The organism is Nocardia rhizosphaerae (assembly GCF_042650365.1).
GTDB classification, from domain to species: domain Bacteria; phylum Actinomycetota; class Actinomycetes; order Mycobacteriales; family Mycobacteriaceae; genus Nocardia; species Nocardia rhizosphaerae.
Genome location: NZ_JBHSBA010000007.1, coordinates 93,602 through 119,439 on the forward strand (window position 1 = coordinate 93,602; position 25,838 = coordinate 119,439).

General features: G+C 68.3%; 30 protein-coding genes. 19 read left to right on the forward strand and 11 right to left on the reverse strand.

All coding sequences use genetic code 11. From position 1 onward, the window contains the following. Positions 1 to 444: 444 nt before the first annotated feature. The gene (locus ACFOW8_RS15325) at positions 445 to 1,422 is read right to left on the reverse strand and encodes a cation diffusion facilitator family transporter (RefSeq protein WP_378551289.1); all 978 of its coding nucleotides are present in this window, start codon (positions 1,420 to 1,422) and stop codon (positions 445 to 447) included. A 171-nt stretch (positions 1,423 to 1,593) separates the two neighbouring features. Next, on the reverse strand, positions 1,594 to 1,920 hold the full coding sequence (locus tag ACFOW8_RS15330; RefSeq protein ID WP_378551290.1) for a hypothetical protein: 327 nt from the start codon (positions 1,918 to 1,920) through the stop codon (positions 1,594 to 1,596). Between the two features lie 222 nt (positions 1,921 to 2,142). Here ACFOW8_RS15330 and ACFOW8_RS15335 point away from each other — a divergent pair, with 222 nt between their 5' ends. From ACFOW8_RS15335 to ACFOW8_RS15345, 3 genes are all read left to right on the forward strand, one after another. After that, positions 2,143 to 2,670, forward strand: a complete 528-nt coding sequence (locus tag ACFOW8_RS15335) for a sigma-70 family RNA polymerase sigma factor (protein WP_378551291.1) — start codon at positions 2,143 to 2,145, stop codon at positions 2,668 to 2,670. Positions 2,671 to 2,847: 177 nt separating this feature from the next. Next, on the forward strand, positions 2,848 to 4,554 hold the full coding sequence (locus ACFOW8_RS15340; protein ID WP_378551292.1) for an N-acetylmuramoyl-L-alanine amidase: 1,707 nt from the start codon (positions 2,848 to 2,850) through the stop codon (positions 4,552 to 4,554). 92 nt (positions 4,555 to 4,646) lie between these two features. Further along, the gene (locus tag ACFOW8_RS15345) at positions 4,647 to 5,678 is read left to right on the forward strand and encodes a CobW family GTP-binding protein (protein ID WP_378551293.1); all 1,032 of its coding nucleotides are present in this window, start codon (positions 4,647 to 4,649) and stop codon (positions 5,676 to 5,678) included. Between the two features lie 3 nt (positions 5,679 to 5,681). Here the strand turns inward: ACFOW8_RS15345 and ACFOW8_RS15350 are convergent, their stop codons facing one another. The 3 genes from ACFOW8_RS15350 to ACFOW8_RS15360 are packed head-to-tail and all read right to left on the reverse strand — an operon-like array spanning position 5,682 to position 8,351. Beyond that, entirely contained in the window at positions 5,682 to 6,113 is a 432-nt protein-coding gene (locus tag ACFOW8_RS15350) for a molybdenum cofactor biosynthesis protein MoaE (protein WP_378551294.1), read from the reverse strand. Beyond that, the gene (moaCB, locus tag ACFOW8_RS15355; RefSeq protein ID WP_378551295.1) at positions 6,106 to 7,149 is read right to left on the reverse strand and encodes a bifunctional molybdenum cofactor biosynthesis protein MoaC/MoaB; all 1,044 of its coding nucleotides are present in this window, start codon (positions 7,147 to 7,149) and stop codon (positions 6,106 to 6,108) included. Before moaCB ends, ACFOW8_RS15350 begins: the two co-directional genes overlap by 8 nt. Then, the gene (locus tag ACFOW8_RS15360) at positions 7,146 to 8,351 is read right to left on the reverse strand and encodes a molybdopterin molybdotransferase MoeA (protein WP_378551296.1); all 1,206 of its coding nucleotides are present in this window, start codon (positions 8,349 to 8,351) and stop codon (positions 7,146 to 7,148) included. The genes moaCB and ACFOW8_RS15360 overlap by 4 nt, the downstream gene beginning before the upstream one ends. A 142-nt stretch (positions 8,352 to 8,493) precedes the next feature. Here ACFOW8_RS15360 and moaA point away from each other — a divergent pair, with 142 nt between their 5' ends. From moaA to ACFOW8_RS15375, 3 genes are read left to right on the forward strand one after another with little or no spacing between them, the layout of a single operon-like run. Continuing rightward, complete coding sequence (gene moaA, locus ACFOW8_RS15365; protein WP_378551297.1) at positions 8,494 to 9,552, forward strand: GTP 3',8-cyclase MoaA; 1,059 nt, start codon at positions 8,494 to 8,496, stop codon at positions 9,550 to 9,552. Beyond that, complete coding sequence (locus ACFOW8_RS15370) at positions 9,545 to 9,787, forward strand: MoaD/ThiS family protein (protein ID WP_378551298.1); 243 nt, start codon at positions 9,545 to 9,547, stop codon at positions 9,785 to 9,787. The genes moaA and ACFOW8_RS15370 overlap by 8 nt, the downstream gene beginning before the upstream one ends. 4 nt (positions 9,788 to 9,791) lie before the next feature. Beyond that, positions 9,792 to 9,971 (forward strand): hypothetical protein, encoded by a 180-nt coding sequence (locus ACFOW8_RS15375; RefSeq protein WP_378551299.1) that lies wholly within the window; start codon positions 9,792 to 9,794, stop codon positions 9,969 to 9,971. Positions 9,972 to 9,974: 3 nt separating this feature from the next. Here ACFOW8_RS15375 and nadE read toward each other — a convergent pair whose 3' ends face one another. After that, positions 9,975 to 10,799: an ammonia-dependent NAD(+) synthetase gene (gene nadE, locus ACFOW8_RS15380; RefSeq protein ID WP_378551300.1), complete on the reverse strand. Its 825-nt coding sequence runs from the start codon at positions 10,797 to 10,799 to the stop codon at positions 9,975 to 9,977. Positions 10,800 to 10,805: 6 nt separating this feature from the next. Further along, a complete protein-coding gene (locus tag ACFOW8_RS15385; protein WP_449289773.1) occupies positions 10,806 to 11,453 on the reverse strand; it encodes a TetR/AcrR family transcriptional regulator in 648 nt (215 codons plus the stop codon). Between the two features lie 93 nt (positions 11,454 to 11,546). Here ACFOW8_RS15385 and ACFOW8_RS15390 point away from each other — a divergent pair, with 93 nt between their 5' ends. From ACFOW8_RS15390 to nrdE, 4 genes are all read left to right on the forward strand, one after another. Further along, entirely contained in the window at positions 11,547 to 12,116 is a 570-nt protein-coding gene (locus tag ACFOW8_RS15390) for an NAD(P)H-dependent oxidoreductase (protein ID WP_378551302.1), read from the forward strand. A gap of 393 nt (positions 12,117 to 12,509) precedes the next feature. Next, on the forward strand, positions 12,510 to 12,743 hold the full coding sequence (locus ACFOW8_RS15395; RefSeq protein ID WP_378551303.1) for a redoxin NrdH: 234 nt from the start codon (positions 12,510 to 12,512) through the stop codon (positions 12,741 to 12,743). Positions 12,744 to 12,766: 23 nt separating this feature from the next. Beyond that, positions 12,767 to 13,237, forward strand: coding sequence for a class Ib ribonucleoside-diphosphate reductase assembly flavoprotein NrdI (gene nrdI / locus ACFOW8_RS15400; RefSeq protein WP_378551304.1), 471 nt, complete (start codon positions 12,767 to 12,769; stop codon positions 13,235 to 13,237). 59 nt (positions 13,238 to 13,296) lie between these two features. After that, positions 13,297 to 15,378, forward strand: a complete 2,082-nt coding sequence (nrdE, locus tag ACFOW8_RS15405) for a class 1b ribonucleoside-diphosphate reductase subunit alpha (RefSeq protein WP_378552018.1) — start codon at positions 13,297 to 13,299, stop codon at positions 15,376 to 15,378. 51 nt (positions 15,379 to 15,429) lie between these two features. Here the strand turns inward: nrdE and ACFOW8_RS15410 are convergent, their stop codons facing one another. Next, a complete protein-coding gene (locus tag ACFOW8_RS15410; protein WP_378551305.1) occupies positions 15,430 to 15,879 on the reverse strand; it encodes an RDD family protein in 450 nt (149 codons plus the stop codon). A 130-nt stretch (positions 15,880 to 16,009) separates the two neighbouring features. Continuing rightward, a complete protein-coding gene (locus ACFOW8_RS15415) occupies positions 16,010 to 17,476 on the reverse strand; it encodes an endoglycoceramidase I (protein ID WP_449289774.1) in 1,467 nt (488 codons plus the stop codon). A 258-nt stretch (positions 17,477 to 17,734) separates the two neighbouring features. Between ACFOW8_RS15415 and ACFOW8_RS15420 the strand changes: the two genes are divergently transcribed. Genes ACFOW8_RS15420 through ACFOW8_RS15435 form a run of 4 tightly spaced genes read left to right on the forward strand, consistent with a single transcriptional unit; the run spans position 17,735 to position 19,768 of the window. Then, entirely contained in the window at positions 17,735 to 18,274 is a 540-nt protein-coding gene (locus ACFOW8_RS15420) for a redoxin domain-containing protein (RefSeq protein WP_378551307.1), read from the forward strand. A 9-nt stretch (positions 18,275 to 18,283) separates the two neighbouring features. Then, positions 18,284 to 19,174, forward strand: coding sequence for a cytochrome c biogenesis CcdA family protein (locus tag ACFOW8_RS15425; protein ID WP_378551308.1), 891 nt, complete (start codon positions 18,284 to 18,286; stop codon positions 19,172 to 19,174). A gap of 12 nt (positions 19,175 to 19,186) precedes the next feature. After that, positions 19,187 to 19,504, forward strand: coding sequence for an alkylmercury lyase (locus tag ACFOW8_RS15430; protein WP_378551309.1), 318 nt, complete (start codon positions 19,187 to 19,189; stop codon positions 19,502 to 19,504). A gap of 60 nt (positions 19,505 to 19,564) precedes the next feature. After that, the gene (locus ACFOW8_RS15435; protein WP_378551310.1) at positions 19,565 to 19,768 is read left to right on the forward strand and encodes a hypothetical protein; all 204 of its coding nucleotides are present in this window, start codon (positions 19,565 to 19,567) and stop codon (positions 19,766 to 19,768) included. A gap of 2 nt (positions 19,769 to 19,770) precedes the next feature. Here ACFOW8_RS15435 and ACFOW8_RS15440 read toward each other — a convergent pair whose 3' ends face one another. Then, positions 19,771 to 20,436, reverse strand: coding sequence for a TetR/AcrR family transcriptional regulator (locus ACFOW8_RS15440; RefSeq protein WP_378551311.1), 666 nt, complete (start codon positions 20,434 to 20,436; stop codon positions 19,771 to 19,773). An 86-nt stretch (positions 20,437 to 20,522) separates the two neighbouring features. Between ACFOW8_RS15440 and ACFOW8_RS15445 the strand changes: the two genes are divergently transcribed. The 3 genes from ACFOW8_RS15445 (at position 20,523) to ACFOW8_RS15455 (ending at position 22,728) form a co-directional block, all read left to right on the forward strand. Then, positions 20,523 to 21,500: an NAD(P)-dependent alcohol dehydrogenase gene (locus ACFOW8_RS15445; protein WP_378551312.1), complete on the forward strand. Its 978-nt coding sequence runs from the start codon at positions 20,523 to 20,525 to the stop codon at positions 21,498 to 21,500. Between the two features lie 94 nt (positions 21,501 to 21,594). Further along, positions 21,595 to 22,116: a helix-turn-helix domain-containing protein gene (locus tag ACFOW8_RS15450; RefSeq protein ID WP_378551313.1), complete on the forward strand. Its 522-nt coding sequence runs from the start codon at positions 21,595 to 21,597 to the stop codon at positions 22,114 to 22,116. Positions 22,117 to 22,125: 9 nt separating this feature from the next. Next, positions 22,126 to 22,728 carry a PIN domain-containing protein gene (locus tag ACFOW8_RS15455; RefSeq protein ID WP_378551314.1) on the forward strand — a complete coding sequence of 201 codons (603 nt, stop codon included), beginning with the start codon at positions 22,126 to 22,128 and terminating at the stop codon, positions 22,726 to 22,728. Here the strand turns inward: ACFOW8_RS15455 and ACFOW8_RS15460 are convergent. Continuing rightward, on the reverse strand, positions 22,671 to 23,663 hold the full coding sequence (locus ACFOW8_RS15460; protein ID WP_378551315.1) for an LLM class F420-dependent oxidoreductase: 993 nt from the start codon (positions 23,661 to 23,663) through the stop codon (positions 22,671 to 22,673). The genes ACFOW8_RS15455 and ACFOW8_RS15460 overlap by 58 nt on opposite strands. Between ACFOW8_RS15460 and ACFOW8_RS15465 the strand changes: the two genes are divergently transcribed. Together ACFOW8_RS15465 and mgtE are read left to right on the forward strand one after the other, a co-directional pair. Further along, positions 23,650 to 24,255, forward strand: a complete 606-nt coding sequence (locus ACFOW8_RS15465; RefSeq protein WP_378552019.1) for a TetR-like C-terminal domain-containing protein — start codon at positions 23,650 to 23,652, stop codon at positions 24,253 to 24,255. The genes ACFOW8_RS15460 and ACFOW8_RS15465 overlap by 14 nt on opposite strands. Before the next feature lie 115 nt (positions 24,256 to 24,370). Next, on the forward strand, positions 24,371 to 25,831 hold the full coding sequence (gene mgtE / locus ACFOW8_RS15470; protein ID WP_378551316.1) for a magnesium transporter: 1,461 nt from the start codon (positions 24,371 to 24,373) through the stop codon (positions 25,829 to 25,831). Positions 25,832 to 25,838: the final 7 nt, after the last annotated feature.

The following is a 25,838-nucleotide window of genomic DNA, read 5'->3' on the forward strand; positions in this document are numbered from 1 at the left end:
TCGGAAATCCTGGCTTATCGGATGGCTCAGTATATTTCTCACGGAGTTCTCAGAATTTCCTCAGGACTATCGGGTAGGAGGGTATAACCGCAGGTAGTGATAGGTTTATCCGAGTTACTGTTAGCGCTGTCACTAATGCGGAATTTCCGTAACCCGAGGCGATCGGGTGTCGATACCTCCTCTGTAAGCCAGCTCCGGCTGGGACCGAAGAGATTAGAGGAATTCTTATGATCCCCGTTATCATCGACACCGGTAGCGCCGCCCTGAACGGCCTTTTCGACACCCTGGGCGCCGCCCTGCACGGGCTGGTCGACACCCTGTGGACCGGTTCCTTCGGCGGCTGAACAAGCCCCATCGGTCGATGAGACGACCGGGTCTGCGCTGACGCGAGACCGACGAGAAGGCCCCGCACCGTTCGGTGTGGGGCCTTCCCTCCTCTCCGGGTCAGTGCGTGTGCGCGGCGTGCGTCCTGGGTACGTGCCGAGGCCCGTGCGCCTCGCCGCAGTGGTTCTCGGGCTCGGTGGCGCCGATCCCGATGACGGTCGGCCTGGCGTGGTCGACCTGCAGGGTGACGTGCTCGATGTGGTGCTCGTGGTCGAGCATGTGCGCGACATCCTCGCGCACCGCGTGGCAGTCGTGATCGGGCTCGACCAGCACGTGCGCCGAGAGCGCGGGGGAGCCGGAGGTGATCTCCCAGATGTGCAGGTCGTGCACCTCGGTGACGCCCTCGCGGGCGGCCATGTCCCGGCCGACCTGCTCCGGGTCGAGGTAGTCCGGTGCGGCCTCGAGGAAGATCCGGCTCGACGCGCGGATCAGCCCGATGCCCGCCTTGACCATCAGGGCCACCACGATCAGGGTGGCGACCACGTCGGCCTGCACCCAGCCGGTCAGGATGATGACCAGGCCGGCCACGGCCGTCGCGATGAAGGCGAACAGGTCGTTGAGGATGTGCTGATAGGCGCCCTCGATATTGAGGCTCGACCGGTCGGCGCGGCTGATCATCCAGGTGGCGAGCACGTTCACCGCGATGCCGATCAGTGCCGTGATCAGCACCAGCGCGCCGTGCACCTCCGGCGGTTCGAACAGCCTGCGGATCGCCTCGTAGCCGAGCCAGGCGGCCAGCAGTAGCAGTGTCAGGCCGTTGGCCTGGGCGGAGAGGATCTCCACCCGCTTCCAACCGAAGGTCATCCGGCCGGTGGCCGGCCGTGCCGCGAGCCGGATCGCGAGCAGGGCGAGCACGATGGACGCGGCATCGGTGGTCATGTGCGCCGCGTCGGAGAGCAGGGCCAGCGAATCGGCCACGATGCCGACGATCACCTCGCCGATGAGGAAGGTGACGATCACCGCCAATGCGCCGGCCAGCCAGCGTCGATCGCTGTCGGCCGACACCTTGTGGTGGTCGTGTCCGTGCCCTGCGCCCATCGCGTCATCCCTATCCGTGCGGTTCGATCCGTCGCAATAGTATGCACACATCGCTATGTATGCAATTCGTTCTTGATCACTCCGTGCGAGAAGGGGGTTGTGGCTGGTCAACGGCCTGCGCCCCGCTCGGCCCCCAGCCTAGACGCGCGAGCGGCTCCGTAGGGATGCTGCCTATTCGTCCTGCTCCGGCCAGCCGTCCGCGACCACGACCCGCCGGGCGGCGTACAGCTCGGCGATCACCGCGCAGGGATAGCTCGGCCAGAACGACACCGCGCCGGTCGCCCGGTCGATGACGTACACCGAGCCGCCGACCGGCTGCGCCCGGCCCGCCGCGGCGCGCTGCGGCCTGGCGTCGTACACGACGAAACCGGTGTCGAACTCGGCGACATGTCGCTCGGTCCACGGCGCAGGCGCCGGTAGCTCGGCCGCGGCGAGGCGGGTGGCCTCGGTCTGATCGACCGGCGTGCGCGCGTCGGTCGGATATGCATGGATGTCCATGTTTCTCGCTCCTCGCCCGCGATTGTCGTCGCCTGAGGGCCGCCCGCGTCGTGGATCGGCCGAGATCAGGAAAATGAGCGAGCCCGGCGGCCCTGCTCCCCCCTCCTGGAGCAGGCCCTGGCCGGGCTCGCGAAAAGAGTGTCGCGTGGCGGGCCAGCAGGATCCTGAAGAGTCGCTTAAGGCCACTGTTGTCATCGGGGTGGTCGTGCGCGATGTCCCCATATGACCGACGAAACCTGCGGTGCGCACTGTGCGCGACTGTGTACCACCGACGGATTGGCCAGGGTGCTGGCCGCCGACCGCGGGCTACTGCACTGGCGGGCGCTGCGTGGCCTCGGCGATCCCGGCCTCGCCGAGCATGCCGTACAGGAGACATTGCTGCGTGGCTGGCGCGCGTGCGGTGATTTCGACGAGCGCAAGGGCAGTGTGCGGACCTGGCTGCTGGCGATCGAACACAATGTCGTCGTCGATATCGTGCGGGCGCGCGCGGTCCGGCCCGGTGATGTCGGCTGGGACGAGCTCGTCGAGGTGGGGTGCCGCGATTTCGTGGACGGGCTCGTCGACGGGCTGCTCGTCGATCAGCTGCTCGCCCGGCTCTCCGAGGCGCACCGCGCGGCGGTGGTCGAGGTGATCCTGCGCGATCGCGGGTATCGCGAGGTCGCCGCCGATTTCGGTGTTCCGGTCGGCACGGTGAAGACTCGGGTGCACTACGCGCTGCGTTCGCTGCGGCAACTGCCCGACGTCGCGTGACCGGCCCTTCTCCCGCTCATTTGGGCACCTGACCAGCGCTGATGCCGCACCGGACCTGCCGTCACAGTTCGATAACGGCGCTTGCTCTGCGATTGCTCGTGTTGCAAGAGTGAACCACTGGGTTTGGTGTTACCAATGGGAAGGGAGGGGCGCCCCGTTCCGGAGCGCCGACCGAACATGCAACCAAACATCATCAAGGCCGGTCTCTGCTCCACCGTCTCCGCCGCGGTCGTCCTCTCGCTGACGGGTCTCATGCCCCAGCAGGCCGCGGCCGCGCCCGAACCGGCGGGCAATCAGCTCGCGGGCAAGACGATCTTCCTCGACCCAGGTCACCAGGGGCCGGGGCATTCGGAGAACCTGGCCCGCCAGGTCGACAACGGTCGCGGCGGCACCAAGGACTGCCAGACCACCGGCATGGTGTCGCGCAACGGCGTGCCAGAGCACACCATCAACTGGCAGGTCAGCGAGCTGGTGCAGGCATCGCTGCAGGCCCTCGGCGCCGATGTGGTCCTCAGCCGCGCCGACGACACCGGCTGGGGCGGCTGCATCGACGAGCGCGCGCAGGCCGCCAATGCCTCCGGCGCCGCCGTCGCGGTAAGCATCCACGCCGACAGCGCACCCGCCGACCAGCGCGGCTTCCACCTGATCGTGCCCGAACTGCCGATCCCCGATCCCGCCGCCGACGCCGCCCAGTCCGGCGCGGGCCGCGCGGCCTCGGCCGCCGTCCGCGACGCCTACCTCGCCGCGGGCTTCCCCGCCGCCACCTACGCCGGTGTCAGCGATGGGCTGCAGACCAGGGCCGATGTCGCGGGCCCCGCCCTGACCAAGGTTCCGCTGGTGTTCGTGGAGATGGGCAACGGCGCCAACCCCGAGGACGCCGCCCTCCTCGAATCCCGCGAGGGCCAGCTCGAACACGCGATCGCCATCACGACCGGCGTCGTCGGCTTCCTGCTGAACAAGCCGGTCGTGGCCACCGGGGACCGGCCGGTCGACGCGGCGGACACCACCGGAACCCCCGAACCGGCCCAGGCCGTCGACCCGAACGTGCCTGCACCCATGTACTCCGGGTCGGCCGGCGACCGGCCCGCCGTCTTCGCGCCCGCCCCGGCCGAGTTGCCGGTGTCACCACCCGGCCCCGTCGACCCGACGACGGAGCCGACCCCTGTCCCCGCCGAACCGGCCACAACGGGGGAAACCACGCCGACTCCGGCGCCCACCGAGTCTGCTGGATCCGGTGACCCCACGCCGACCCCCGCACCCGCCGATCCGGCCGCAACGGATGGCGCCACGCCCACCCCGGCGCAACCACCGGAGCCCGACGGCGCGGTGGCTGATTCGTCCACCTCGCCGACCGGCACTCCGGCGCCGACCACAACGGCTCCAGCCGCAGGCGACTCGAGCAGGCAGGGCCCGGCGTCCCAGGAACCCACCACGCCACAACTCGTGGCCCCGGCGGGAACCCCGGTGTCCGCCGATCCCGGACTGCCGAGCGGGTCGAGCGGGCATTTCACCATGCCGGGCGGTGAGCCCGCGCCGGCCGATCCCGAACCCGCCCAGCAGCGACCGGCCGCACCCATGCCGCCGACCGGTTCGGGCGCTCACCTGACCTTCCCCGACGTCACCGAAGTGCGTACCGCGCCGCCGGGAGCGGCTGAGGCCCCCGCGCCGCGCAGCCGCACCGTGGAACCCGAGGTCGAGTCCCCGGACGAACCGGAACTGGATCTCGGTTCGCTGAGCAGCGCGATGGGCGGCCCGGTGCGGTTGGTCATGGAACTGCTGATGCCGCTGGCCCAGGCACTCGGCGCGGACGACACCGTCATCACCAACCAGCTGATCAATCTCGCGTACACCCTGGTCGGCCTGGTCTTCGGCCCGGCGGAGTAGCGCGGCGGTACCGGAGCCGCCCGGCGCGACCGGGCGGCTCCGTCGTGTGCGGAGCCGGGGGCCCGTGCGGCCCGTCGTCGCGGCGAGGCAAGATGGCAACGGTGATTCCTGTGGTGATCGTTGCGGGGTTTCTCGGGGCGGGGAAGACGACCCTGCTCAACTATCTGCTGCGCAACAACCGGGGTACCCGGATCGGGGTGGTGGTCAACGACTTCGGTGCGGTGAACATCGACGCGATGCTGGTGGCGGGGCAGGTCGACGCGATGGTGTCGCTCGGCAACGGATGCGTGTGCTGCGCGGTCGACGTGTCCGAACTCGACGACCTGTTCGGGCGCCTCGCCCAGCCGCGCAGCGCCGTCGACGTGATCGTGGTCGAGGCCAGCGGCCTGGCCGAACCACGGAATCTGATCCGCATGGTGATCGCCAACCCGAATCCACGCATCGCCTACGGTGGGCTGGTCGAGGTGGTCGACGCCGAGCTGTTCGGCGAAACCAGCGAGCAGCACCCGGAACTCGTCACCCACCTGCGGTTGGCTGATCTGGTGCTGGTGAACAAGGCCGACCTGGTGCCCGCCGCGGAGCTGGCCGCGCTACGGGCGCGGATCGGCGAGTGGGTCGGTCAGGTCCCGGTGTACGCGACCACGCACGGCCGCGTCGATCCAGGGCTGCTGTTCGACGAACGTGTGCGCGCGGAACCGAAGGTCGCCCAGCAGCTGAGTTTCGACGCGCTGCTCGACGACCACGACCACGACGACCCCGACCACCGGCACCTGCACGACGAGTACGTCTCGGTGTCGTTCACCAGCAAACGCCCGCTCGACCCGCGCGCCCTGATCGGCTTCCTGGAAGACCCACCGACCGGCCTGTTCCGGGCGAAGGGTTGCGTCGCGTTCGCCGTGGCGGGGGAGCGGCGCAAGTTCGAACTGCACCTGGTCGGCAGGCATGTGGTGTTCACCGCCGGACCATGGGCGCGCGGGGAGGAACGGGTGTCGAACCTGGTCCTGATCGGCGCAGGTCTCGATCAGGACGCGGCGCTGGATCGGCTGCGCGGCACGGTCTTCGACGGCGACGAGCCGATGGATGAGCAGGCGATGCTCGGCGTCTGGCGCTACACCACGGAGTGAGGCTCAGCCGCAGGCGTTGACCCATTCGGAGAGCCCGTCGGCGAACAGCTGCCGCTTCCAGATCGGCACTTCGTGCTTGATCCGGTCCACCAGTTCGGCACACACGGTGAAGGCCTCGGCCCGATGCGGTGCCGCGACCGCGACCACGATCGCCAGATCGCCGATCGTGAGCGAGCCGATCCGGTGCGTGGCCGCCACCGGGAGTCCGTGCGCGGCAGCGACTTCGGCGCAGACCGCCTGCAGGAACCGCTCGGCCTGCGGATGCGCCGAGTACTCCAGCGCGGTCACCGCCTGCCCGTCGTCGTGGTTGCGTACCTTGCCGGTGAACACCACGACGGCACCGAATTCCGGTCCGTCGACGGCATTTTCGACGGCGACCGGGTCGAGATCCCGGTCGCTGATCGCGGTCAGGCGCACCGCGCCGTTGTCACTCATGATCGCCGCCTCCGGCTACTTGCGCGAGCAGATGGTTCAGCAGAGGTTCCAGGACGGCGATCCCGTCCTTCACCCCGCCCGGCGAACCGGGCAGATTCACCACGATGGTGGACCCGGCCAGGCCGGCCACCCCCCGGCTCAGGGCCGCGAGCGGGAACTTTGCGGTGCCGCGCTGCCGGATCGCGTCGGCGACGCCGGGCAGTTCCCGATCGAGCACAGCCCGTGTCGCCTCCGGGGTGGAATCGGTGGGCGAGGCACCGGTGCCGCCGGTGGTGATCACCAGCGCGGGGCCGTCGAGCAGCGCGTCGGCCAGGCCGGTGCCGATCTCGGCATCGGGGTACACCAGGGGGCCGCGCACCGAGAAACCCTGGGCGGCAAGCCATTCGGTGATAGCGGGACCGGTGGTGTCGGCGCGGGTGCCCGCCGCGGCACGGGTGGACGCGACAAGGACCACGGCGGAGCGCGAATCGCGATCCGGATGAGGACGCGGCGCGGCCACCGGCGCGCCGTCGCTACCCGAGGTCGGGTCAGCCGCGGCGCGCCCGGCCGCGGTGCTTTCCACGTGCTCCGGCCGCGTCCAATGCCCGTGTTTGCCACCCTCTTTGGTGAGCAGCCGCACATTGTTCAGCACCGCCGCCGGATCGACCGCCTTCACCATGTCGTGCAGCGTGAGACCCGCCACCGCCACCGCGGTGAGCGCCTCCATCTCCACCCCGGTCTGCCCGGTGGTCTTCGCGCTCGCCTCGATGGTGATCGCGGTATCGGTGAATCCGAACTCCACCTTCACCGACGACAGCGCCAGCTGATGACACAGCGGGATCAGCTCGGAGGTTTTCTTGGCGCCGGAGATCCCGGCCAGCCGGGCCGTGGACAGCACGTCGGCCTTGGGCATGTCGTCGGCCCTGACCAGCGCGATCACCTCGGCGGTCGTGCGCAGTTCGCCCGCGGCCACCGCGATCCGGGTGGTCTCGGCCTTGGCGCTCACATCGACCATGCGGGCCCGGCCTTCGCGATCGACATGCGACAACTCACTCATAGGGTCAAGATTCGCACAGTGGCACCGGCGGGCAGCGCGGTGACCTCGGCGGGCACGTCGACGAGCACATCGGCCCAGGCCATCCCGGCGATGAGATGCGAACCCGGGCCCGAGATCACCTCGACGCCGTCGTCGGTGCGCAGCCCGCGCAGATACTGGCGCCTGCCCGCGGGGGAGCGCACCGGCGTGCGCAGGATCACCTCGGCGGTGTCCGGGGCCGGCAGCCCGCCCAGCGCACGCACCACCTCCCGCGCGAACACCACATACGACACCGTGGTGCTCACCGGATTCCCCGGGAAACTCAGTACCGGCACCCCGTCGACGACGGTGTACCCCTGCGGCCCGCCCGGCTGCACCGCGACCGCGCCGAACACCCCACCCAGCGGCTGCAACACCTCCTTGACGACCTCGAAGTCGCCCTTGGACACCCCGCCCGAGGTGAACACGAGGTCCGCCGCCGCCACCGCGGCCCGGAGCACCAGGGTGAACTCGTCCGCGTCGTCGCTGCTGTGCGCGACCTCGACCACTTCCACCCCGTCGGCCCGCAGCGCGGCCGCCAGCGCGATCCCGTTCGAGTTGTAGATCTGTCCCGGCGCCAGCTCGGCACCGGCGGGACGCAGTTCGTCACCGGTGGTGAGACAGACCGCGCGCAGGCGGCGCAGCACCGGCACGGTGGCCAGCCCGACCGCGGCCAGCGCCGCGATATGCCGGGGCGCGAGCACGGTCCCGGCCCGCGCGACCAGCGCGCCGGCGCGCACGTCGGTGCCCGCCTCGCGCACGAACTCACCCTCTGCGCGTCCGCGCTCGACCACGATGCGGTCCTGGTCGGCCCGCACGTCCTCGACCGGAACCACGCAGTCCGCGCCCGGCGGGATGGGCGCACCGGTCATCACCTTCATCGCCGACCCGGCAGGCAGCGGCGTCGTGCCCGGCCTGCCCGCCGCGACCACGCCGGCGACCGGCAGCGTCACCGGTGTGACGGCCACCTCGGCGGCGCGCACCGCGTATCCGTCCATCGCCGAATTACGGAACACCGGCAGATCGATCGGTGAGCGCACCTCGGTGGCCAGCACCCGGCCCAGCGCGTCCGGGACGGCCACCGATTCGGCGGGGCGGTCGGCGAGCGGGGCCAGCAGCGCGGCGACGGTGTCGCGGTAGTCGTCGACGCTGCGCGCCGACGCGGTGGCGTGCCGGTGGTTCATGGTGTCAGCCTAATGGCGTCGTCCCTGCCGCGAGCGCGCCGCACGGCTCACCGCCGCCACCCCGCCACGGTGAGCTGACGAGCTGGTGACGGATCGGCGATCCGGGCCGTGCCCGACCGCCCGTCCGGGGCATACTGAAGGGGTGACGCTGGTCGAAATGGGGATTCCCGCTGTGCGATCGGAGCGGCCTTCCCTGGACGGCCGGCCCGAGACGCCGTTCCTCGTCGACCGCTTCGGCCGGATCGCCCGCGACCTGCGCGTCTCGATCACCGAGAAATGCTCGCTGCGCTGTACCTACTGCATGCCCGAGGAGGGCTTGCCGCCGATTCCCCGCGACGAGCTGCTCGGTGCCGACGAGATCATCCGCCTGGTCACCCTCGCGGTGCGTGAACTCGGAGTACACGAGGTGCGCTTCACCGGCGGTGAGCCGCTGATGCGCCGCGAGCTCGAGCAGATCATCGCGGGCTGCCACGCCGCGGTGCCCGATGTCCCGCTGGCCATGACGACCAACGCCGTCGGCCTCGAACACCGTGCCGCCGCGCTCGCCGCCGCCGGACTGTCCAGGGTCAATGTCTCCCTCGACACCGTCGACCGGCTCGATTTCGCCCGCCTCACCCGCCGTGACCGGCTCGAGTCGGTGCTGCGCGGCATCCGTGCCGCCCGCGACGCCGGCCTGGCCCCGGTGAAGGTGAACGCCGTGCTGATGCGCCAGAACCTGGCAGGCGCCGCCGATCTGCTGGCCTGGTGTCTGGCACACGAGTGTGAGCTGCGGTTCATCGAGGAGATGCCGCTCGACGCCGACCACGAATGGGCGCGCGAGAACATGGTCACCGCCGCCGATCTGCTCGAGGTGCTCGGCGAACGCTTCACCCTCACCGCGGCCGGTCGCGCCGACCCCTCGGCGCCCGCCGAGAAATGGCTGGTCGACGGCGGCCCGGCGACAGTCGGCATCATCGCCACCGTCACCCGCAAGTTCTGCGACAGCTGCGACCGCACCCGGCTCACCGCCGACGGCATGCTGCGCTCATGCCTGTTCAGCGACCAGGAATTCGACGTACGGACCGCGCTGCGGGCAGGCGCGGGTGACGACGAGATCGCCGAGCTGTGGCGCGGCGCTATGTGGCAGAAATGGGCGGGCCACGGCATCGACGCCGCCGGCTTCGTCCCCCCGGAACGCACGATGGGAGCCATCGGTGGTTGAGGTCCGCTATTTCGCCGCCATCGCCGACGCGGTCGGCAAGAACACCGAAGCGCTCGACCTGCCCCCCGGCGCGACCGTCGCCGACCTGCGCGCCACCCTCGCCACCACCTACGGCCCCGAGGTCGACTCGCTCGTCGGCGTCTGCGCCTTCCTGATCGGCGACGAACTCACCCGCGACCCGTCGACCGCGCTGCGCGACCGCGTCGACGTGATGCCCCCGTTCGCGGGCGGGTAGCCCGATGGTGCAGAGCGCGGCTCTGCTGCGCGCCGATGTCCGCGACGCCTTCGCCGATCGGCTGGCGAGCCACGACATGGGCAAGGGCTGGCTGCGTTTCCGCGACCCGGCGAAGATCGACTACGACCTGCTCCGTGACCTGTCGCGCGCCACCGCGTTCGGCGACGGCGCCGTCATCTGCTGACGCTCAGCGCCACCAGGTGTCGAGCGGGGTGACCGGCACCGTGCGCTTGTGCCTGGTGTTGGTGAAGATCGACTCCACCTTCGCGGCGACCTCGGCGGTGACCTGCTTGCCCTCGAGGTAGTCGTCGATCTCGGCGTAGCGAAGGCCGAGTGCTTCCTCGTCGGGCAGTGCGGGACGGTCGTCCTCCAGATCGGCGGTGGGGACCTTGGACCAGATGCTCGACGGCGCGCCGAGTTCCTGCAGCAGTGCGGCGCCCTGGCGCTTGCTGAGGCCGGTGAGCGGGGTGAGGTCTACGCCACCGTCCCCGAACTTGGTGAAGAACCCGGTGACCGCCTCCGCCGCGTGATCGGTGCCGACGACCAGCAGATTCTCCTGCCCGGCCAGGGCATACTGCGCCACCATCCGCTCGCGGGCCTTGATGTTGCCGCGCACGAAATCGCGCAGCCGCTCGTGATCGAGCGCGCCCGCGACCTCGACGGCCATCGCGTCGGCGCCGGGGCGCACGTTCACCACGACCGACCGGTCCGGGTCGACGAAGTTCAGCGAGACCTGCGCGTCGTGCTCGTCGGCCTGCACGCCGTAGGGCAGCCGCACCGCGAGGAAGCTCGCCTCGACGCCCTCGGCACGCAACTCCTCGACGGCGAGCTGGCACAGCCTGCCTGCCAGCGCGCTGTCCTGGCCGCCGCTGATGCCGAGCACGAAGCCCTTGGCCGGGGTGGACTTCAGGTAGTCCTTGAGGAAGTCGACGCGGCGGCGGACCTCCTGTTTCGGCTCGATCTCCGGCAGCACGCCCAACTCGGCGATGATCTGTTCACGCAGTGTCCCCATGCCGTCTCACTCTACTTGCGCGGCAGGCGAAACGACCCGGCGAACGAGCCATTCCCAGTTGTCGCCGAGCTGAGCGCGGGTGTAGCCGAGGATGTCCACCTGATGAATGACCAGTGCCGCCGACAGCGCCGACATCAGGCTGTCGGCGATCAGCGGCAGGTTCCCGTCGACGCCTGCGGCCCGCAGCAGCAGGGTGATGTGCGACTTGTGCAGGGCATAGGGCCCGGCGCCGAAGCGGCCCTTCTCCTCGGCGGCCCGGTGCAGGTCGCCCTCGATCTCGATGTCGAGCAGCCGGGTCCGCCCGAACGCGATCAGCCGCTGGACCGGGTCGGCCTCCGGTCCGAGTGGACCGGGCCCGAACATGAACGCGGCCTGGAACTTCTGCTCGGAGTGGTCGAGCAGCGCCAGCATCAGCCCGGTGCGGTTGCCGAACCGGCGGAACACGGTGCCCTTACCGACTCCGGCCCGCTTGGCGACCGCGTCCATGGTGAGCCCGGCGACGCCGTGCTCGCGCACCAGCTGCTGGGCGGCGTCGAGCAGCAGTGCGCGATTGCGGGCGGCGTCGGCGCGTTGCGTCGGCTCGGCGGTACTCGGCTGCGTCGGCCCGATACGCAGCAGCGGGGCACCGTCCGGGCTTGGTGTGCTGTAGCTCACGCCGTTCACACGTCCTCTGTGGGAAGTAATCGGACTGCAGTCCGGTTGTCGTATTCGAACTTCGATACCCCATTGAGTACACCAGGAGACGACATGACCGAGACCCGCATCCTCACACTCGTCGGTAGCCTGCGCGCGGGCTCGATCAACCGCAGGCTGGCCGAGACCGCGGCGCAGACCGCGCCCGCCGGTGTCGACATCGCTCTCTACGAAGGCCTCGCGGAGATCCCGTTCTACAACGAGGACCTGGATGTGCCCGGCTCGGTGCCCGCGCAGGCAGAGGCGCTGCGCGCCGCCGTCGCCGCTGCCGACGCCGTGCTGCTGGTCACCCCCGAATACAACGGCACCCTGCCCGCTGTTCTGAAGAACGCCATCGACTGGGCCTCGCGTCCGTATGGCGCCGGTGCTGTCAAGGGTAAGCCCGTCGCCGTGGTCAGCGCTTCGATCAGCCCGCGGGCGGCCGAGTGGGCCCATGGCGACGCGGTCAAGGCCGTCGGTGTCGCCGGTGGGGTCGTGGTGGAGTCCGCGCACGCGCGTTTCGGCACCATCGGTGAGCGTTTCGGTGAGATCCACCCGGCCCAGGACGCCGAGGCGCTGACCCAGCTCGGTGCCACCGTGCACGAGCTCGTCGCCGCGGCGAACGGCACGCTCGTCACGGCGTAAGCTGGTCACCGGCACCCGAAGGGGCGTCGCTTCCGAGGTGGAGGCGACGCCCCTTCCGCGTGTCGTCGAAGGTTTGCTGGAGACTCGCCGGGATGCAAAATCGTGATCTGGGCCACTATTTCCCCAGCGTGTCGAGCGTGCGTCCTGGGACTTACCGCGTCGGAATTACATCTGTGCGACTCGCAACACCTTGTGTTGTTCCCATCTGTCGGCCACTAGGTGTAGTGTCTTCGGTACTGGAAGACGGTGTGGAGCCACCACTGATCGGACCCAAGGGAAGGGGTTACGAGCAGGGCTTTCTTCGCCAGATCCAGGAGTTTGCGCAGCAACACCGTTCGTGCACTGCATACGGATCACAGGCTGTGGATCAGGCATAGGAGAGAGGGACTCTAGATGACCATCACCGTGTACACCAAGCCCGCTTGCGTCCAGTGCAATGCCACCTACAAGGCCCTCGACAAGGCCGGGGTGGACTACGACATCATCGACATCTCCGAGAACGCCGAGGCGCGCGACTACGTCATGGCGCTCGGATACCTGCAGGCGCCGGTCGTCGTCGCCGGTGACGATCACTGGTCGGGCTTCCGTCCCGACCGCATCAAGTCGCTCGCGGTCGCCGCGGCCTAGGACGTCGCCGGAAGGAGGCACCCGTGCCCGAGCGGATCACTCCGGGCGGGCTGGTCTACTTCTCCAGCGCTTCGGAGAACACTCATCGTTTCGTCGAGAAGCTGGGTCTCCCGGCTACTCGGCTTCCACTGCACACCGCTGACTCGCTGCGCGTCGACGAACCCTACGTGCTGATCACCCCCACCTACGGGGGTGGTCGGCACGTCATGGGTGGCCAGCGGTCCGACAAGGACCTCGTCCCGCGGCAAGTCGCCAAGTTCCTCAATGACCCGCACAACCGCGCGCTGCTGCGCGGGGTGATCGCGGCGGGCAACACGAACTTCGGCGACACCTATTGCGCCGCAGGGGAAATCATCTCGCGCAAATGCGGGGTGCCCTACCTGTATCGCTTCGAACTCATGGGAACCGCTTCCGACGTCGCGCGCGTCCGAGAGGGATTGGGATTGTTTTGGCAACAGCAACCACCGCACCGGCCGGTAAGTCTGCCCGCCTAGAGCAGGCCGCCGCACGCGGCGAAGCGGGCGAGGTCCTCGACTACCACGCCCTCAACGCGATGCTGAACCTGTACGGCCCCGACGGCAAGATCCAGTTCGACAAGGATCGCGAGGCCGCCCACCAGTACTTCCTGCAGCACGTCAACCAGAACACCGTCTTCTTCCACAATCTGGACGAGAAGCTGGACTACCTGGTCGAGGAGAACTACTACGAGTCCGAGGTGCTCGAGCAGTACAGCCGCGAGTTCATCAAGAGCCTGTTCCAGCAGGCCTACGCCAAGAAGTTCCGGTTCCCCACCTTCCTCGGCGCGTTCAAGTACTACACCTCCTATACCCTCAAGACCTTCGACGGTAAGCGCTACCTGGAACGGTTCGAGGACCGCGTCGTCATGGTCGCGCTCACCCTCGCCGCAGGCGACGAGGTGCTGGCCCGTCAGCTGGTCGAGGAGATCATCGACGGCCGCTTCCAGCCGGCCACCCCCACCTTCCTCAACTCGGGCAAGAAGCAGCGCGGCGAGCCGGTGAGCTGTTTTCTTTTGCGCATCGAGGACAATATGGAATCCATTGGGCGATCCATCAATTCGGCGTTGCAGCTGTCCAAGCGTGGTGGCGGTGTCGCGCTGCTGCTGAGCAATATTCGTGAGCACGGGGCGCCGATCAAGAAGATCGAGAACCAGTCCTCCGGTGTCATCCCGATCATGAAGCTGCTCGAGGACTCGTTCTCCTACGCCAATCAGCTGGGGGCGCGGCAGGGTGCGGGCGCGGTGTATCTGCACGCGCACCACCCCGACATCTACCGCTTCCTCGACACCAAGCGTGAGAACGCCGACGAGAAGATCCGGATCAAGACCCTCTCGCTCGGTGTGGTGATCCCCGACATCACCTTCGAACTGGCGAAGAAGAACGAGGACATGTACCTGTTCTCGCCGTACGACGTGGAACGCATCTACGGCAAGCCGTTCGCCGATATCGACGTCACCGAGAAGTACTACGAGATGGTCGACGACAAGCGCATCCGCAAGTCGAAGATCAAGGCGCGCGAGTTCTTCCAGACCATCGCCGAGCTGCAGTTCGAGTCGGGGTACCCGTACATCATGTTCGAGGACACGGTGAACCGGGCCAACCCGATCAAGGGCAAGATCACCCACTCGAACCTGTGCTCGGAGATCCTGCAGGTCTCCACGCCGTCGGAATTCAACGACGATCTGTCGTATTCCAAGGTGGGCAAGGACATCTCCTGCAACCTGGGTTCGCTCAATATCGCCAAGGCGATGGACTCGCCGGACTTCGGCCAGACCATCGAGACCTCGATCCGCGCGCTCACCGCCGTCTCGGACCAGACCCACATCTACTCGGTGCCCTCGATCGAGCAGGGCAACAACGAGTCCCACGCCATCGGCCTCGGCCAGATGAACCTGCACGGCTACCTGGCGCGCGAGCGGGTCCACTACGGGTCCGAAGAGGGTGTCGACTTCACCAACATGTACTTCTACACCGTGGTCTACCACGCGATCCGGGCCTCCAACCTGATCGCGAAGGAGCGCGGTACCGCCTTCGGTGGGTTCGCCGAGTCGAAATACGCCAGCGGCGAGTACTTCGACAAGTACACCGAGCAGGTGTGGGAACCCAAGACCGACAAGGTCCGTCAGCTCTTCGCCGACGCAGGCGTGCACATCCCCACCCAGGACGACTGGCGCGAGCTGAAGGCCGCGGTGCAGGAGTTCGGCATCTACAACCAGAACCTGCAGGCCGTCCCGCCGACCGGCTCGATCTCCTACATCAACCACTCCACCAGCTCGATCCACCCGGTGGCGTCGAAGATCGAGATCCGCAAGGAAGGCAAGATCGGCCGCGTCTACTACCCGGCCCCGTATCTCACCAACGACAACCTCGACTACTACGAGGATGCCTACGAGATCGGCTACGAGAAGATCATCGACACCTACGCCGCCGCCACCCAGCACGTGGACCAGGGCCTGTCGCTGACCCTTTTCTTCAAGGACACCGCCACTACCCGTGATCTGAACAAGGCCCAGATCTACGCCTGGCGCAAGGGAATCAAAACGCTCTACTACATCCGGTTGCGTCAGATGGCGCTGGAAGGCACCGAGGTGGAGGGCTGTGTCAGCTGCATGCTATGAGCTTGGCTAACGATCGGTGGTGGTCTCCCGCGGGGGACCACCGCTGTCGTGTCAGTTGAGGCCGCCGAAGATGTCGAAGCAGGACCAGCCGCTCTGGAACCACTGGACGATCAGTCGCCACGTGGTGGGGTAGGTGCCGTCGGGGTGGCGGAGCCGGAGGCCGAACGAGCATTTCCCGATCGTGGTCCTGGTGAAGCGCTGCACGACCACGCGGTGCAGAAATGACGCCGACAGCCAGGCGAGCAGACCGAACCCGACGGCGGTCGGGCCAGGGGCCAGGTGCCACACGGTGGCGCCGATCGCCAGATGCAGCGACATGTCGACGAGGAAGGCCGCGATGACCCCGGCCTCCGAGCCGTCGGCAGTGCGTCCGATGAGCGGATCGCCGCGCTCGGGTGTGGGATCGCCCTTGTCGAGGGAGGCCGATGTCGGGTGACCGTCGGCGTCGCGCTCGTATCGGCCGTTCGATGCGGCGCGTCGGGGCGGTGCTGTGTAGGTCATGTGGATCAGGGTGGGGGACAGTGCTTAACAGACACCTGGTGTCGCGGTTGTGGCGAGGTTTTGCTCGGGCGCGGACCGGCGCAGACCACCGAATGCGCGCAGGCAGCGCTACGCCAGGCCTGCCCGAACCTCAGCCCGCAGACCCGGTGGACCAGGGGAAGCCGGATGCCGATCCGGTGCCGGACCCACTCCCGCTACCGGAGGGCAGGTCGGCGCCGGCCGATCCAGGCCGGTGGATGTGGACGGTGACGGGTTCGGTGCTGTCGGCCACCACGGTGACGATGCGCGCACCCGGGGCCGACGTCACCCGTCCACCAGTCACCCGGACCTCGTAGTCGTCGGGATGGAACAGGTCGGAGACGTAGATCTCGGTCGGCGCCGAGGCGGCGCGTGGCCGGTAGCGGTAGGCGAAATCGCCGGTGCCGGAATCGAAGATCATCGCCTCCGGGGTGCCCGCCGTGGCTCGCGGGTAGGTGCGGACCAGTTCCCGGCCGAGGTCGCCGCGGAACGGGTCGCCCTCGCCGGCGCTGTAGTGCCAGTAGTGCCAGCCGATGAACCGTTCGTCGGCGCGGGTGGTGGTGTTGCGCAGCACGGTCGGGTCGCCGTCGCCGAATTCGGTGACGAGGGTGGGGATGTCGGTGCGGTCGGTGAACGCGTCGATATTGGCCCAGGTCTTGTCCTGCTGCACCGGGCAGACCGCGCGCAGTTCCTCCGGCAGGTCGAGGTAGATGGCGAGCTGGCTCGGAATGCAGTAGTCGTGTGGTGAGAACACGATATTCGGGCTGGTGATGGGTGGATTCTTGCCGAGGTGGCTCGGCATGGTCTCGTTCCAGGTGACGTTCGGTTCCCAGAACACCGGCACGGTCGCGTTGCGGGCGCGTACGGCGTCGGTGAGCTTCTGCAGTGCTCGTTGGTATTTTGCGTCGAAGTCGGGGCACCCGTTCGGAAAGCAGGTGAGAAACGGAGTGCCGGGCCACGGTTCGTTGAGCAATTCGATCCCGAGCACGCCTGCGCGTCCGTTCATCCGCTCGGCCAGGGCACCGAGCGCGTTCCCGAGGTGATCCAGTACGCCGTACGTGTCGTTCCACACCTCGTCCCAGCCGGCGTTCATGCTGGGCATCAGGTAATAGAGCGGAAAGCCCGGATTGGGCTCGTCGTCGCCCGGTCTCGCCCGGATCGCCCATTCGGGAAAACCGTTGCCGCCCCAGATCTTCGAGAGCCCGTCCTGGTGATTGTCGAGCAGGGTGTAGATCCCGTGGGCGGCGAGGGTGTCGACGACGGCTTCGACGCGGTCAAGATAGCCGGTGTCGACCACGCCTTCGGTCGGCATCAGCCCGTCGAACGACACGCCGAGCCGGACCGTGTTGAACCCGTGCCGGGCCAACACCGCGGCCGAGGCGTCGGTGAGGGTGAACCCGTCACCGGGCGTCAGGTAGGGCGCGTCCTTGTCGACATTGTTCACTCCGTGCAGCAGCACGGTTCGTCCGAAGCCGTCGACCAGGGCGGCGCCCTCGGCTCGCAACGGAGTCAGATCGGTCCCAGGATCGGCGCCGACCGTTCCGCCGGCGGCCGCGATACCGACGATCAGCGCCGACACCGCCAGCCATCGTGCCGCTCGACTAGCCTGACGTGGTCGCCCCGACCGAATCCCTGTGCCCGCCATGTGCTTCCCTCGATCCGCAGGTGGACGAACGTCCATTTGAACGTGTGTCCAGATCTGTTGGCGAGAGACCATAGCGGGCGTGATGTGGTGTGGTCAAGGACACATGCTGCTGGAACGTGGGCCACCTGCCAGAGTGAGCGGAGTACAGATCGATCCATCGAGAATCGGAGGTGGCCGATGCGGATCGGCCGGATGATCACTGTTGTGTGCACGACCGCACTGCTCGCCGTCGGCTGCGGTGGCACCGACGAAGCGGCCCCGCCTGCCGCGACGACAACGATGTCGGTAACCGCGGCCGAGGCGCCCCCGCAGCCCGGTGCGCCAGTACCCGAGCAGCTGAACTTCACCGCGCGGACCGTCGACGGCGCCGAGTTCGCCGGGGCGAGCCTGGCCGGAAAGCCTGCCGTCCTGTGGTTCTGGGCGCCGTGGTGCCCGACCTGTCAGCGGGAGGCGCCCGGCGTCGCCGCGGCGGCGCGGGCGAATTCCGACGTGCGGTTCGTCGGTGTCGCCGCCCTGGATCAGGAACCGGCGATGCGCGCGTTCGTCGGTGACTACGACCTCGGCTTCTTCCCGAACCTGGCCGATGTCGACGGGCAGGTGTGGCAGAAGTTCGGGGTCACCGCGCAGCCCGCCTACGCGTTCGTCGGTGCCGACGGCGAGGTCGAGGTCTGGCGCGGCACCCTCGACGAGGCGGAGCTCGCGTCGAGGATCGCGCAGCTCGACCGTGGCTGACCTGATCGGATGAACAGTCAGACACTGGGATTCGCGCTGGCGGCCGGGCTGGTCGCCGCGCTGAATCCCTGCGGTTTCGCCCTGCTGCCCGGCTATCTGAGCCTGGTGGTGTTCGGCACCGACGGCGTCCGCACCCGCACCGCCGCGCTCGGCCGCGCGCTCGCCGCCACCGGAGCCATGGCGGCCGGATTCCTGCTCGTGTTCGGGATGTTCGGGCTGGTGATCGCCCCGCTCACCAGCGCGGTACAGCGCTACCTGCCCGCGATCACCGTGCTGATCGGGATCGCCTTGATCGGACTCGGCGCGTGGCTGCTCACCGGCCGCGAACTCACCGTGCTGCTACCGAAATCGGGTCGCGGTGCGCCGACGGCCCGGCTCGGTTCGATGGCAGGCTATGGCGTCGCCTACGCGATCGCCTCGCTGTCGTGCACGATCGGCCCGTTCCTCGCGGTCACGAGTTCCACCTTCCGCAGTGGTTCCGTGCTCGGCGGCGTGGCCGCCTACCTGGCCTACGCCGCCGGAATGGCACTGCTCGTCGGCACGTTGGCGATCATCGTCGCCCTCGCCGGGGCTGGTGCGATGACGACGATGCGCAGGGTGCTGCCGCACGTGTCCCGGATCAGTGGCGTTCTGATGGTCCTGGCCGGCCTCTATGTCGCCTATTACGGCGTGTACGAACTGCGCCTGTTCTTCGGTGACGGTTCGGCCGACGACCCGGTCGTCGACGGCGCGGGACAGGTGCAGCAGGTCTTGCAGCGCTGGGTCGACGAGCTCGGTGCGGGTGTGCTGTTCGGTGTCGGCGTGCTGCTGATCGCGGCGGTCGTCGGTGTCGGCGCCTATCGCCGCAGGCGCGCGGCGCAGGTCGAGCGCAGACTGGATAGCACGGATCTCGCGGAGTGAGCGGAGTGGCCGATGAATACCTCGCAGGGTCGCCGGGCCGGTGCGGTCCGGCATCCGTCGATCGAGATTCTCGGCGTCGCGGATTGCCCGAACGTCGCGGCGGCGGCGCGCAGGGTGGCGCGCTGTCTGGATCGGCTCGGTCTCGCGATCGCCGTCGAGCACCGGATCGGTGACTTCCCGTCGCCGACAGTTCTCGTGGACGGGGTCGATGTCACCTCGGCGCCGGTCTCGGCGGTGGCGGCTTGCCGTCTCGACCTGCCGACCGAGCAGATGATCGCGACCGCGATCGAGCGCGCCGCCGGGATCGACGTGTCGGCGCGGCACCCATGATCCGGCCGGCCCGACGGCAGGGACGGCCCACGTGGCGCACGAACTGGATACGCTGCGGACATGACGCGATTGAAGGTCGGTGACCAGGTGGCACCGGAGGTCCTGACGGCCATCGATGGGCGCACAGTGGCGCTGGGCGACTCGCCCCGCCCGGTGCATCTGCAGTTCCGCCGGTTCGCCGGCTGCCCGATCTGCCATCTGCACCTGCGGTCGGTGGTGCAGCGCCACGACGAGATCCTCTCGCCGGCAGCGGAATCGGACTGACGCTAGCGCCCGTCGCGCAGGCGCTCCAGCCCGTCGAGGAGCAGATCGAGCGCGAAGCTGAACTCGTCGCCGCCGCCGGGATGGTCGAGGTGATGGCGGATGTGGGCGGCCAGGTCGGGGTATTGCTCGGTGGGGAACCCGCGTAGGTAGCGTGCGCCGAGTTCGGCCAGGTCGGTGGGGTCGAGCGGGAGACCGAGGGCTTGCATGGCGTGGCCGACGATGTGGTTCTCGATGGCGTGATAGGTGCGATCGAGCAGGTCGCCGGTGAATCCGGCTTCGCGCAGGCTGCGCAGGGCGCGATCCATGTACCGCATGCGTGCGGGGCCGAGGTCGAGGCGCGCGGTCCACATGGCGGCGGCCCATGGGTGGCGCAGCAGGACGGTGTGGGCGGACACCGCCCGTCGCCGGGTGTGCAGGCGCCAGTTCGGGCCGGGTTCGCTCGTGGGGAATTCGATCTCGTCGGCGATGTGGTCGAGCATGCCGTCGAGCAGGTCGTCCTTGTTGGCGATGTGGTTGTACAGCGCCATCGCCTCGACGCCGAGTGTGCTGCCGAGCTTGCGCATGGTGACGGCGGCGATGCCATCGGCGTCGGCCAGCGCGACGCCCGCGTCGAGCACGCGGGCGCGCGTGAGCGGAATGCGGGTCTTCGACTGATCGGGCTCCGGCAACCCTGGGCTCCTTCTGTTGACGAACAGCTCGTGGCATCGTAACTTACGTCGTATATTTACTTTGTAAGTCAATCCTGGGAGTGGAGATGAAAGCCATCGTCGCGCGGCGCTTCGGGGCGCCGGAAGAGGTGCTCGAGATCGCCGAGGTCGAACGGCCGCGACCCGGCATGGGAGAGGTGCTGCTGCGGGTGTGCGCGTCGTCGGTGAACCCCGCCGATCTGCTCGGCCTCGCGGGGCGGCCGTATGTCATGCGGCCGGTCATGTTCGGTTGGCGTAAGCCCAAGTATCCGATTCCCGGGCATGACGCGGCGGGCATCGTGGCAGAGGTCGGTGCCGGGGTGACGACCTTTCGCCCCGGCGACGAGGTGTACGGCGAAGTGCCCGGCGGGGCGTACGCCGAGTATGTGACCGCGTCCGCGGACAAACTCGCGGCCAAGCCCGCGAGTGTCGGATTCGCCGAGGCGGCGGCGGTTCCGATCGCGGGAGTCACCGCGCTACAAGGGATTCGGGATCGAGGCGAGGTCGACGCGGGGCAGCGGGTGCTGATCAACGGCGCTTCCGGTGGTGTCGGCACCTTCGCGGTCCAGCTGGCCAAGGCGCGCGGGGCGCACGTGACCGGTGTGTGCGGAAGCCGCAATATCGAGGTGGTGCGCGCCGCCGGGGCCGACGAGGTGATCGACTACGCCGTCACCGACTGCACCCGCGGCCCTGATCGCTACGACGTCGTGTTCGATCTGGCGGGCAACCACCCGAGTTCGGCGTATCGGCGGGTGCTCGCGCCCGGCGGCACCTACGTCAGCGGCAGCGGCAAGCCGGGCGGTCCCGTCCTCGGGCCACTGCCCTTCATCCTGCGCGTGCTCCTCGGCGGGTTCCGCCCCGGCCCCCGCATGAGGGTGCTCGCCGCGGCACCGAACCCCACCGACCTCACCGAACTCGCCGAGCTCATCGACGCGGGCAAGGTGACCCCCATCATCGACCGGACCTATCCCCTGGCCGACGCACCCGCCGCCCTCGCCCGCCGCGCCGCGGGCGAGGGCCACGGCAAGACGATCATCACCTGCTGACCGAGCGACCTGCGGGGGCAACCCCGCAGGCCTTCCGTTCAGCGCCTGGCATCGACGAATGCGCAAAGGATGTCGGATCGCAGTCGTCGGATAGTTGCTCGAAGAACGCACGTTCCTTCCCGACGACGGCGGTCGGCTTGCCCCGGTGATGAGCTTCCTGGAAGCGCATGAACGACGGTGGGGGGCGGCCGCCAAACCCAGCTATGCGCTGGTCGGCACCGACGAGGGTGACCGGATCGAATTGCCTCCCGATGTGCACCAGGCGTTGAAGCAGGTAGTCGCGGCATTGCTGGCCGGTCGGGCGGTCACCATCGCGCCGCGCAGCCTGACTTTGACGTCTCAACAGGCCGCGGACCTGCTCGGTGTGAGCCGTCCGACGGTCAAACGGTTGATCGAGAAGGGTGAGCTCCCAGCGCAACGAATCGGCACGCGGCACCGGCTAGCGCTCGATGATGTCCTGGATTATCGCGAAGTCCGTCGCCGCCGTCAGTACGACGCGCTGGCGGAGACCGCAGTGGACTTCTCGATCGCTGACGATCCCGCAGATGTCGATCGTCACCTGCGCGAGGCTCGGCGGGTGGCGGCAGAGCGGGCCGAAGGTAGGCGTGACAACTGAGGGGGTTCGGTGTTCGCGGTTCTGCTCGATACATGTGTGCTGTGGCCGAGCCTGCAACGAGACTTCCTGCTGTCCCTTGCGGTTGAAGGACTCTATCGCCCGATGTGGTCCGATCGAATCCTTGTCGAACTGGAGATCGGTGAACGTGCGAAGCTCATCGCGCGTGGCGACGACGAGGTCGACGCTACGAATCGAGCACATCGGCTCGTCAGCGTTCTGGCCACGCGGTTCGATGATGCACTGGTGCGGAACTGGGAACCCCACGAGGGCACGTTCGGTCTCCCCGATCCCAACGATGAGCACGTCGTCGCGGCAGCTGTTGTCGGTGGGGCCGGAGCGATAGTCACGAACAACCTCCGTGACTTCCCACATGACCGTGTGTCGGATTGCCTGGTAGTGCGCACCGCGGCGCAGTTCGCCGCCGACACGGTATCGGTGTCACCGGATGCGGCGGTACTCGCGCTGCGGACGATGCTAGGTCGCTCTGACCGAGCAATTGCGGCAGACCCTGCCGAACCCGGCCTTCCGGTCGGCAGGGTGGTCTGGCAGTTCGGTCAGCGCAGGGCGGGGATGACTTCGCGTTCGAAGAGTTCGATGCCGGAGGTGTCGTAGGCGGCTTCGGGGAAGTTGAGGATGGCGTAGGCGAGGCCGAGGTCGCCGAGTTCGGTGAGGCGTTCGACGATCTGTTCGGGGGTGCCGACGGTGGCGCTGGTATCGAACTGTTCGTGTAGATGGGCCTTGGCCTCGTCGGCGCCGAGGTAGGGGGTGTAGCGGTCGATGATGGTCGAAAGACGTTCCTGGACTTCGGATTCGGTGCTGCCGACGATGGTGTTGAAGTTGGCGCTGCGGGTGATGGCGGCGAAGTCGGTGCCCACCTCGGCGCAGTGCGCGCGCAGGATCTCCGACTTGCGGGTGAACTCCGTCGGCTCACCGGAGAAGTTGGTGTAGTCCGCGTATTTCGCGGCGATGCGCAGGGTCTTCTGTTCGCCGCCACCGGCGATCCAGATCGGGATTCCGTTCTCCTGCAGCGGTTTCGGTGCGACGATGGCGCCATCGACCTGGTAGTACCTGCCGTCGAGCGTGGCCCGGCCGGTCTGCCAGGCCTGACGGAAGATCTGCACGCCCTCGTCGAGACGGCCGAGTCGCTCCCCGGCAGACGGGAAGCCGTAACCGTAGGCACGCCATTCGTGTTCGTACCAGCCGCCACCGATCCCCATCTCCACCCGCCCGCCCGAGATCAGGTCGACGGTGGCGGCCACCTTGGCCAGGTAAGCGGGGTTGCGGTAGCTCATCGCGGTGCACATCTGGCCCAGCCGCACGCGCGAGGTGCCGGCCGCGAACGCCGACATCAACGTCCACGCCTCGTGGGTCGCCTCGTCGGTCGGCACCGGCACGGTGTGGAAATGGTCGTACACCCAGATCGATTCCCAGTCGGTCCCCGCGTCGAACCGCTGCGCCAGTCCGCGCATCACCGACCACTGGTCCACGGGGTCGATGCCGACCAGGTCGAGCCGCCAGCCCTGGGGGATGAAGATGCCGAAGCGCACGAGTTTCTCCTCGGGGTGTCGACCTGCCGGAACCCCACGAACGATAGCTCTCGCGGAGCCGGGGTGGTTCGCCGTCGCCTTCTTCGGCGCGGGTGACGCCTCGCCGGAATCGGTCCGCGACTCGCCTGCGTATCTGGCCCTGGCCGACGCGCTCGACATGATGTTCCACATCGGTGACCTCGATCCGGCCGCGCGGCAGGCCGCGACCTGGAGTTGCTGGTCGACTGTGCACGGCTTCGCCGAACTCGCCCTGCGTGGACCGCTGCGGCACCTGGCTCACGCCGAACTCCAGCCCCTACGCCGAGCAGGCAGTGGACACCATCGTGGCGGGGCTTCCCCGTGTGATGTGATCGAGGTCACTGTGACCAGTGGTACGCCCGGTAAAGATGAAACCTCGGGGGACCGCATGTATCCTGCAGGTGGAAGGGTGTGCCCGAGTGGGTACTCCATACGGTCTGCATCGGCGATGACCTGCAGCGACGACGAGGAGGTGGTGTTGCCATGCGCAGCGAACCCCCCAGTCGAAGGCCGCGCGGCGTCGCCCCTTCGTCCTCGCACTGATTTCCGGCCGACGAGTTCCGGCCGTGCGTGACGGTCGTCGTGGTGGACGCCCGCGGTGTGCCACACCGTTTCCCGATCCACTCTCGTAGCATCCGCGGCCCTGCCGCGGCTATGCGTACGACGCACTCGCGCCAGAGGACCGTTCCATGTCGCAGATCGATCTCATCGAAGCACGTCACGTCACCGCCGACACCGCAGCGCCGACCGGCGAACCGCCGCGTCCCGATCCCGCTCCCGTTGTCGCCGAGGATCATTCGGTGACCGAGGCATTGGAGATCCTGTCGGATTCGGTGCGCGACATCGTCGAGACCCATCGGGTCGACGGCGCCATGGACTGGCTCGACAACCGTCCGCCGCACGTCATCGCCGATGCCCTGGCCCGGATGGACGCCATGCAGGCGGGCGTGGTGTTCCGGCTGCTCGACAAGGATCGTGCGATCACCGTGTTCGAGGAACTCGAGCCGGTGGATCAGCAGCAGATCCTGCAGGGACTGCGCGAGAAGAGCTTTCGCGATCTGGTCGAGGCGATGGACCCCGACGACCGCGCCCGCATGCTGCACGAGGCGCCGGCCAAGGTGGCCAAGAAGGTACTGGCCGGGCTGAGCCCGCGCGAGCGCCGGATGACCGCCGCGCTGCTCGGCTACCCCGAGGGGTCGGTCGGCCAGTACATGACGCCGGAAGTCGTTGCGCTGCCGGACAATCTGACCGTCGCCCAGGCACTCACCTGGGTTCGGGCCAAGGGTGCCAACGCCGAGACGGTCTACACGCTGCCGGTGGTCGACGGCGGCCGCAAGCTCACCGGCATCGTCGAACTGCGCGAACTGGTGCTGCACGCGCCGGAGGCGATGGTGTCGGAATTGGTCGTCACCGAGCCCGCGTTCGTGCGCGCCACCGATTCGGCCGAGAAGGCCGCGCGCCTGATGAGCTCGACCAACGACATCAACCTGGTCGTCGTCGACAGCGAGGACCGGGTGGTCGGACTGCTCACCATCGACGACGCGATGGAGGTGCTCGAGGCCGCCGACAGCGAGGACGTGGCCAAGCAGGCCGGTTCGGCGCCGTGGGAAGGTCACTACATGGCCGCCAAGGTGTTCCAGTTGGCGCGCTACCGGGCGCTGTGGCTGATGCTGCTGCTGTTCGCGGCCACTCTCACCGTGAGTGTCACCGATGTGTTCTCGGCGACGCTCGAGCAAGCGGCGAGTCTCGCGCTGTTCATTCCGCTGCTCATCGGCGCCGGTGGCAACGCGGGCGCCCAGGCGGCGACGGCGTGTGTGCGCGCGCTTGCGGTCGGCGAGGTGCGGGTGTCGGATCTGTTCAAGGTGATCTGGCGGGAATGCCGGGTGGGGCTGGTGCTCGGCAGCATGCTCGCCGTGGCCGGGCTGGCCATCGGCACCCTGTTCGTCGGCCCGAAGGTCGCGATCGTCGTTGCCGTCACCCTCGTCGTCATCTGCGGCTGGGCGGCCACCATCGGCGGCACGATGCCGCTGCTCGCCAAGAAGTTCCGGATCGACCCCGCGGTGGTGTCGGCGCCCATGGTGACCACGCTGGTCGATGCCACCGGGCTGATCATCTACTTCACCACCGCCAAGGTCGTACTGGGAATCTGACGGAACC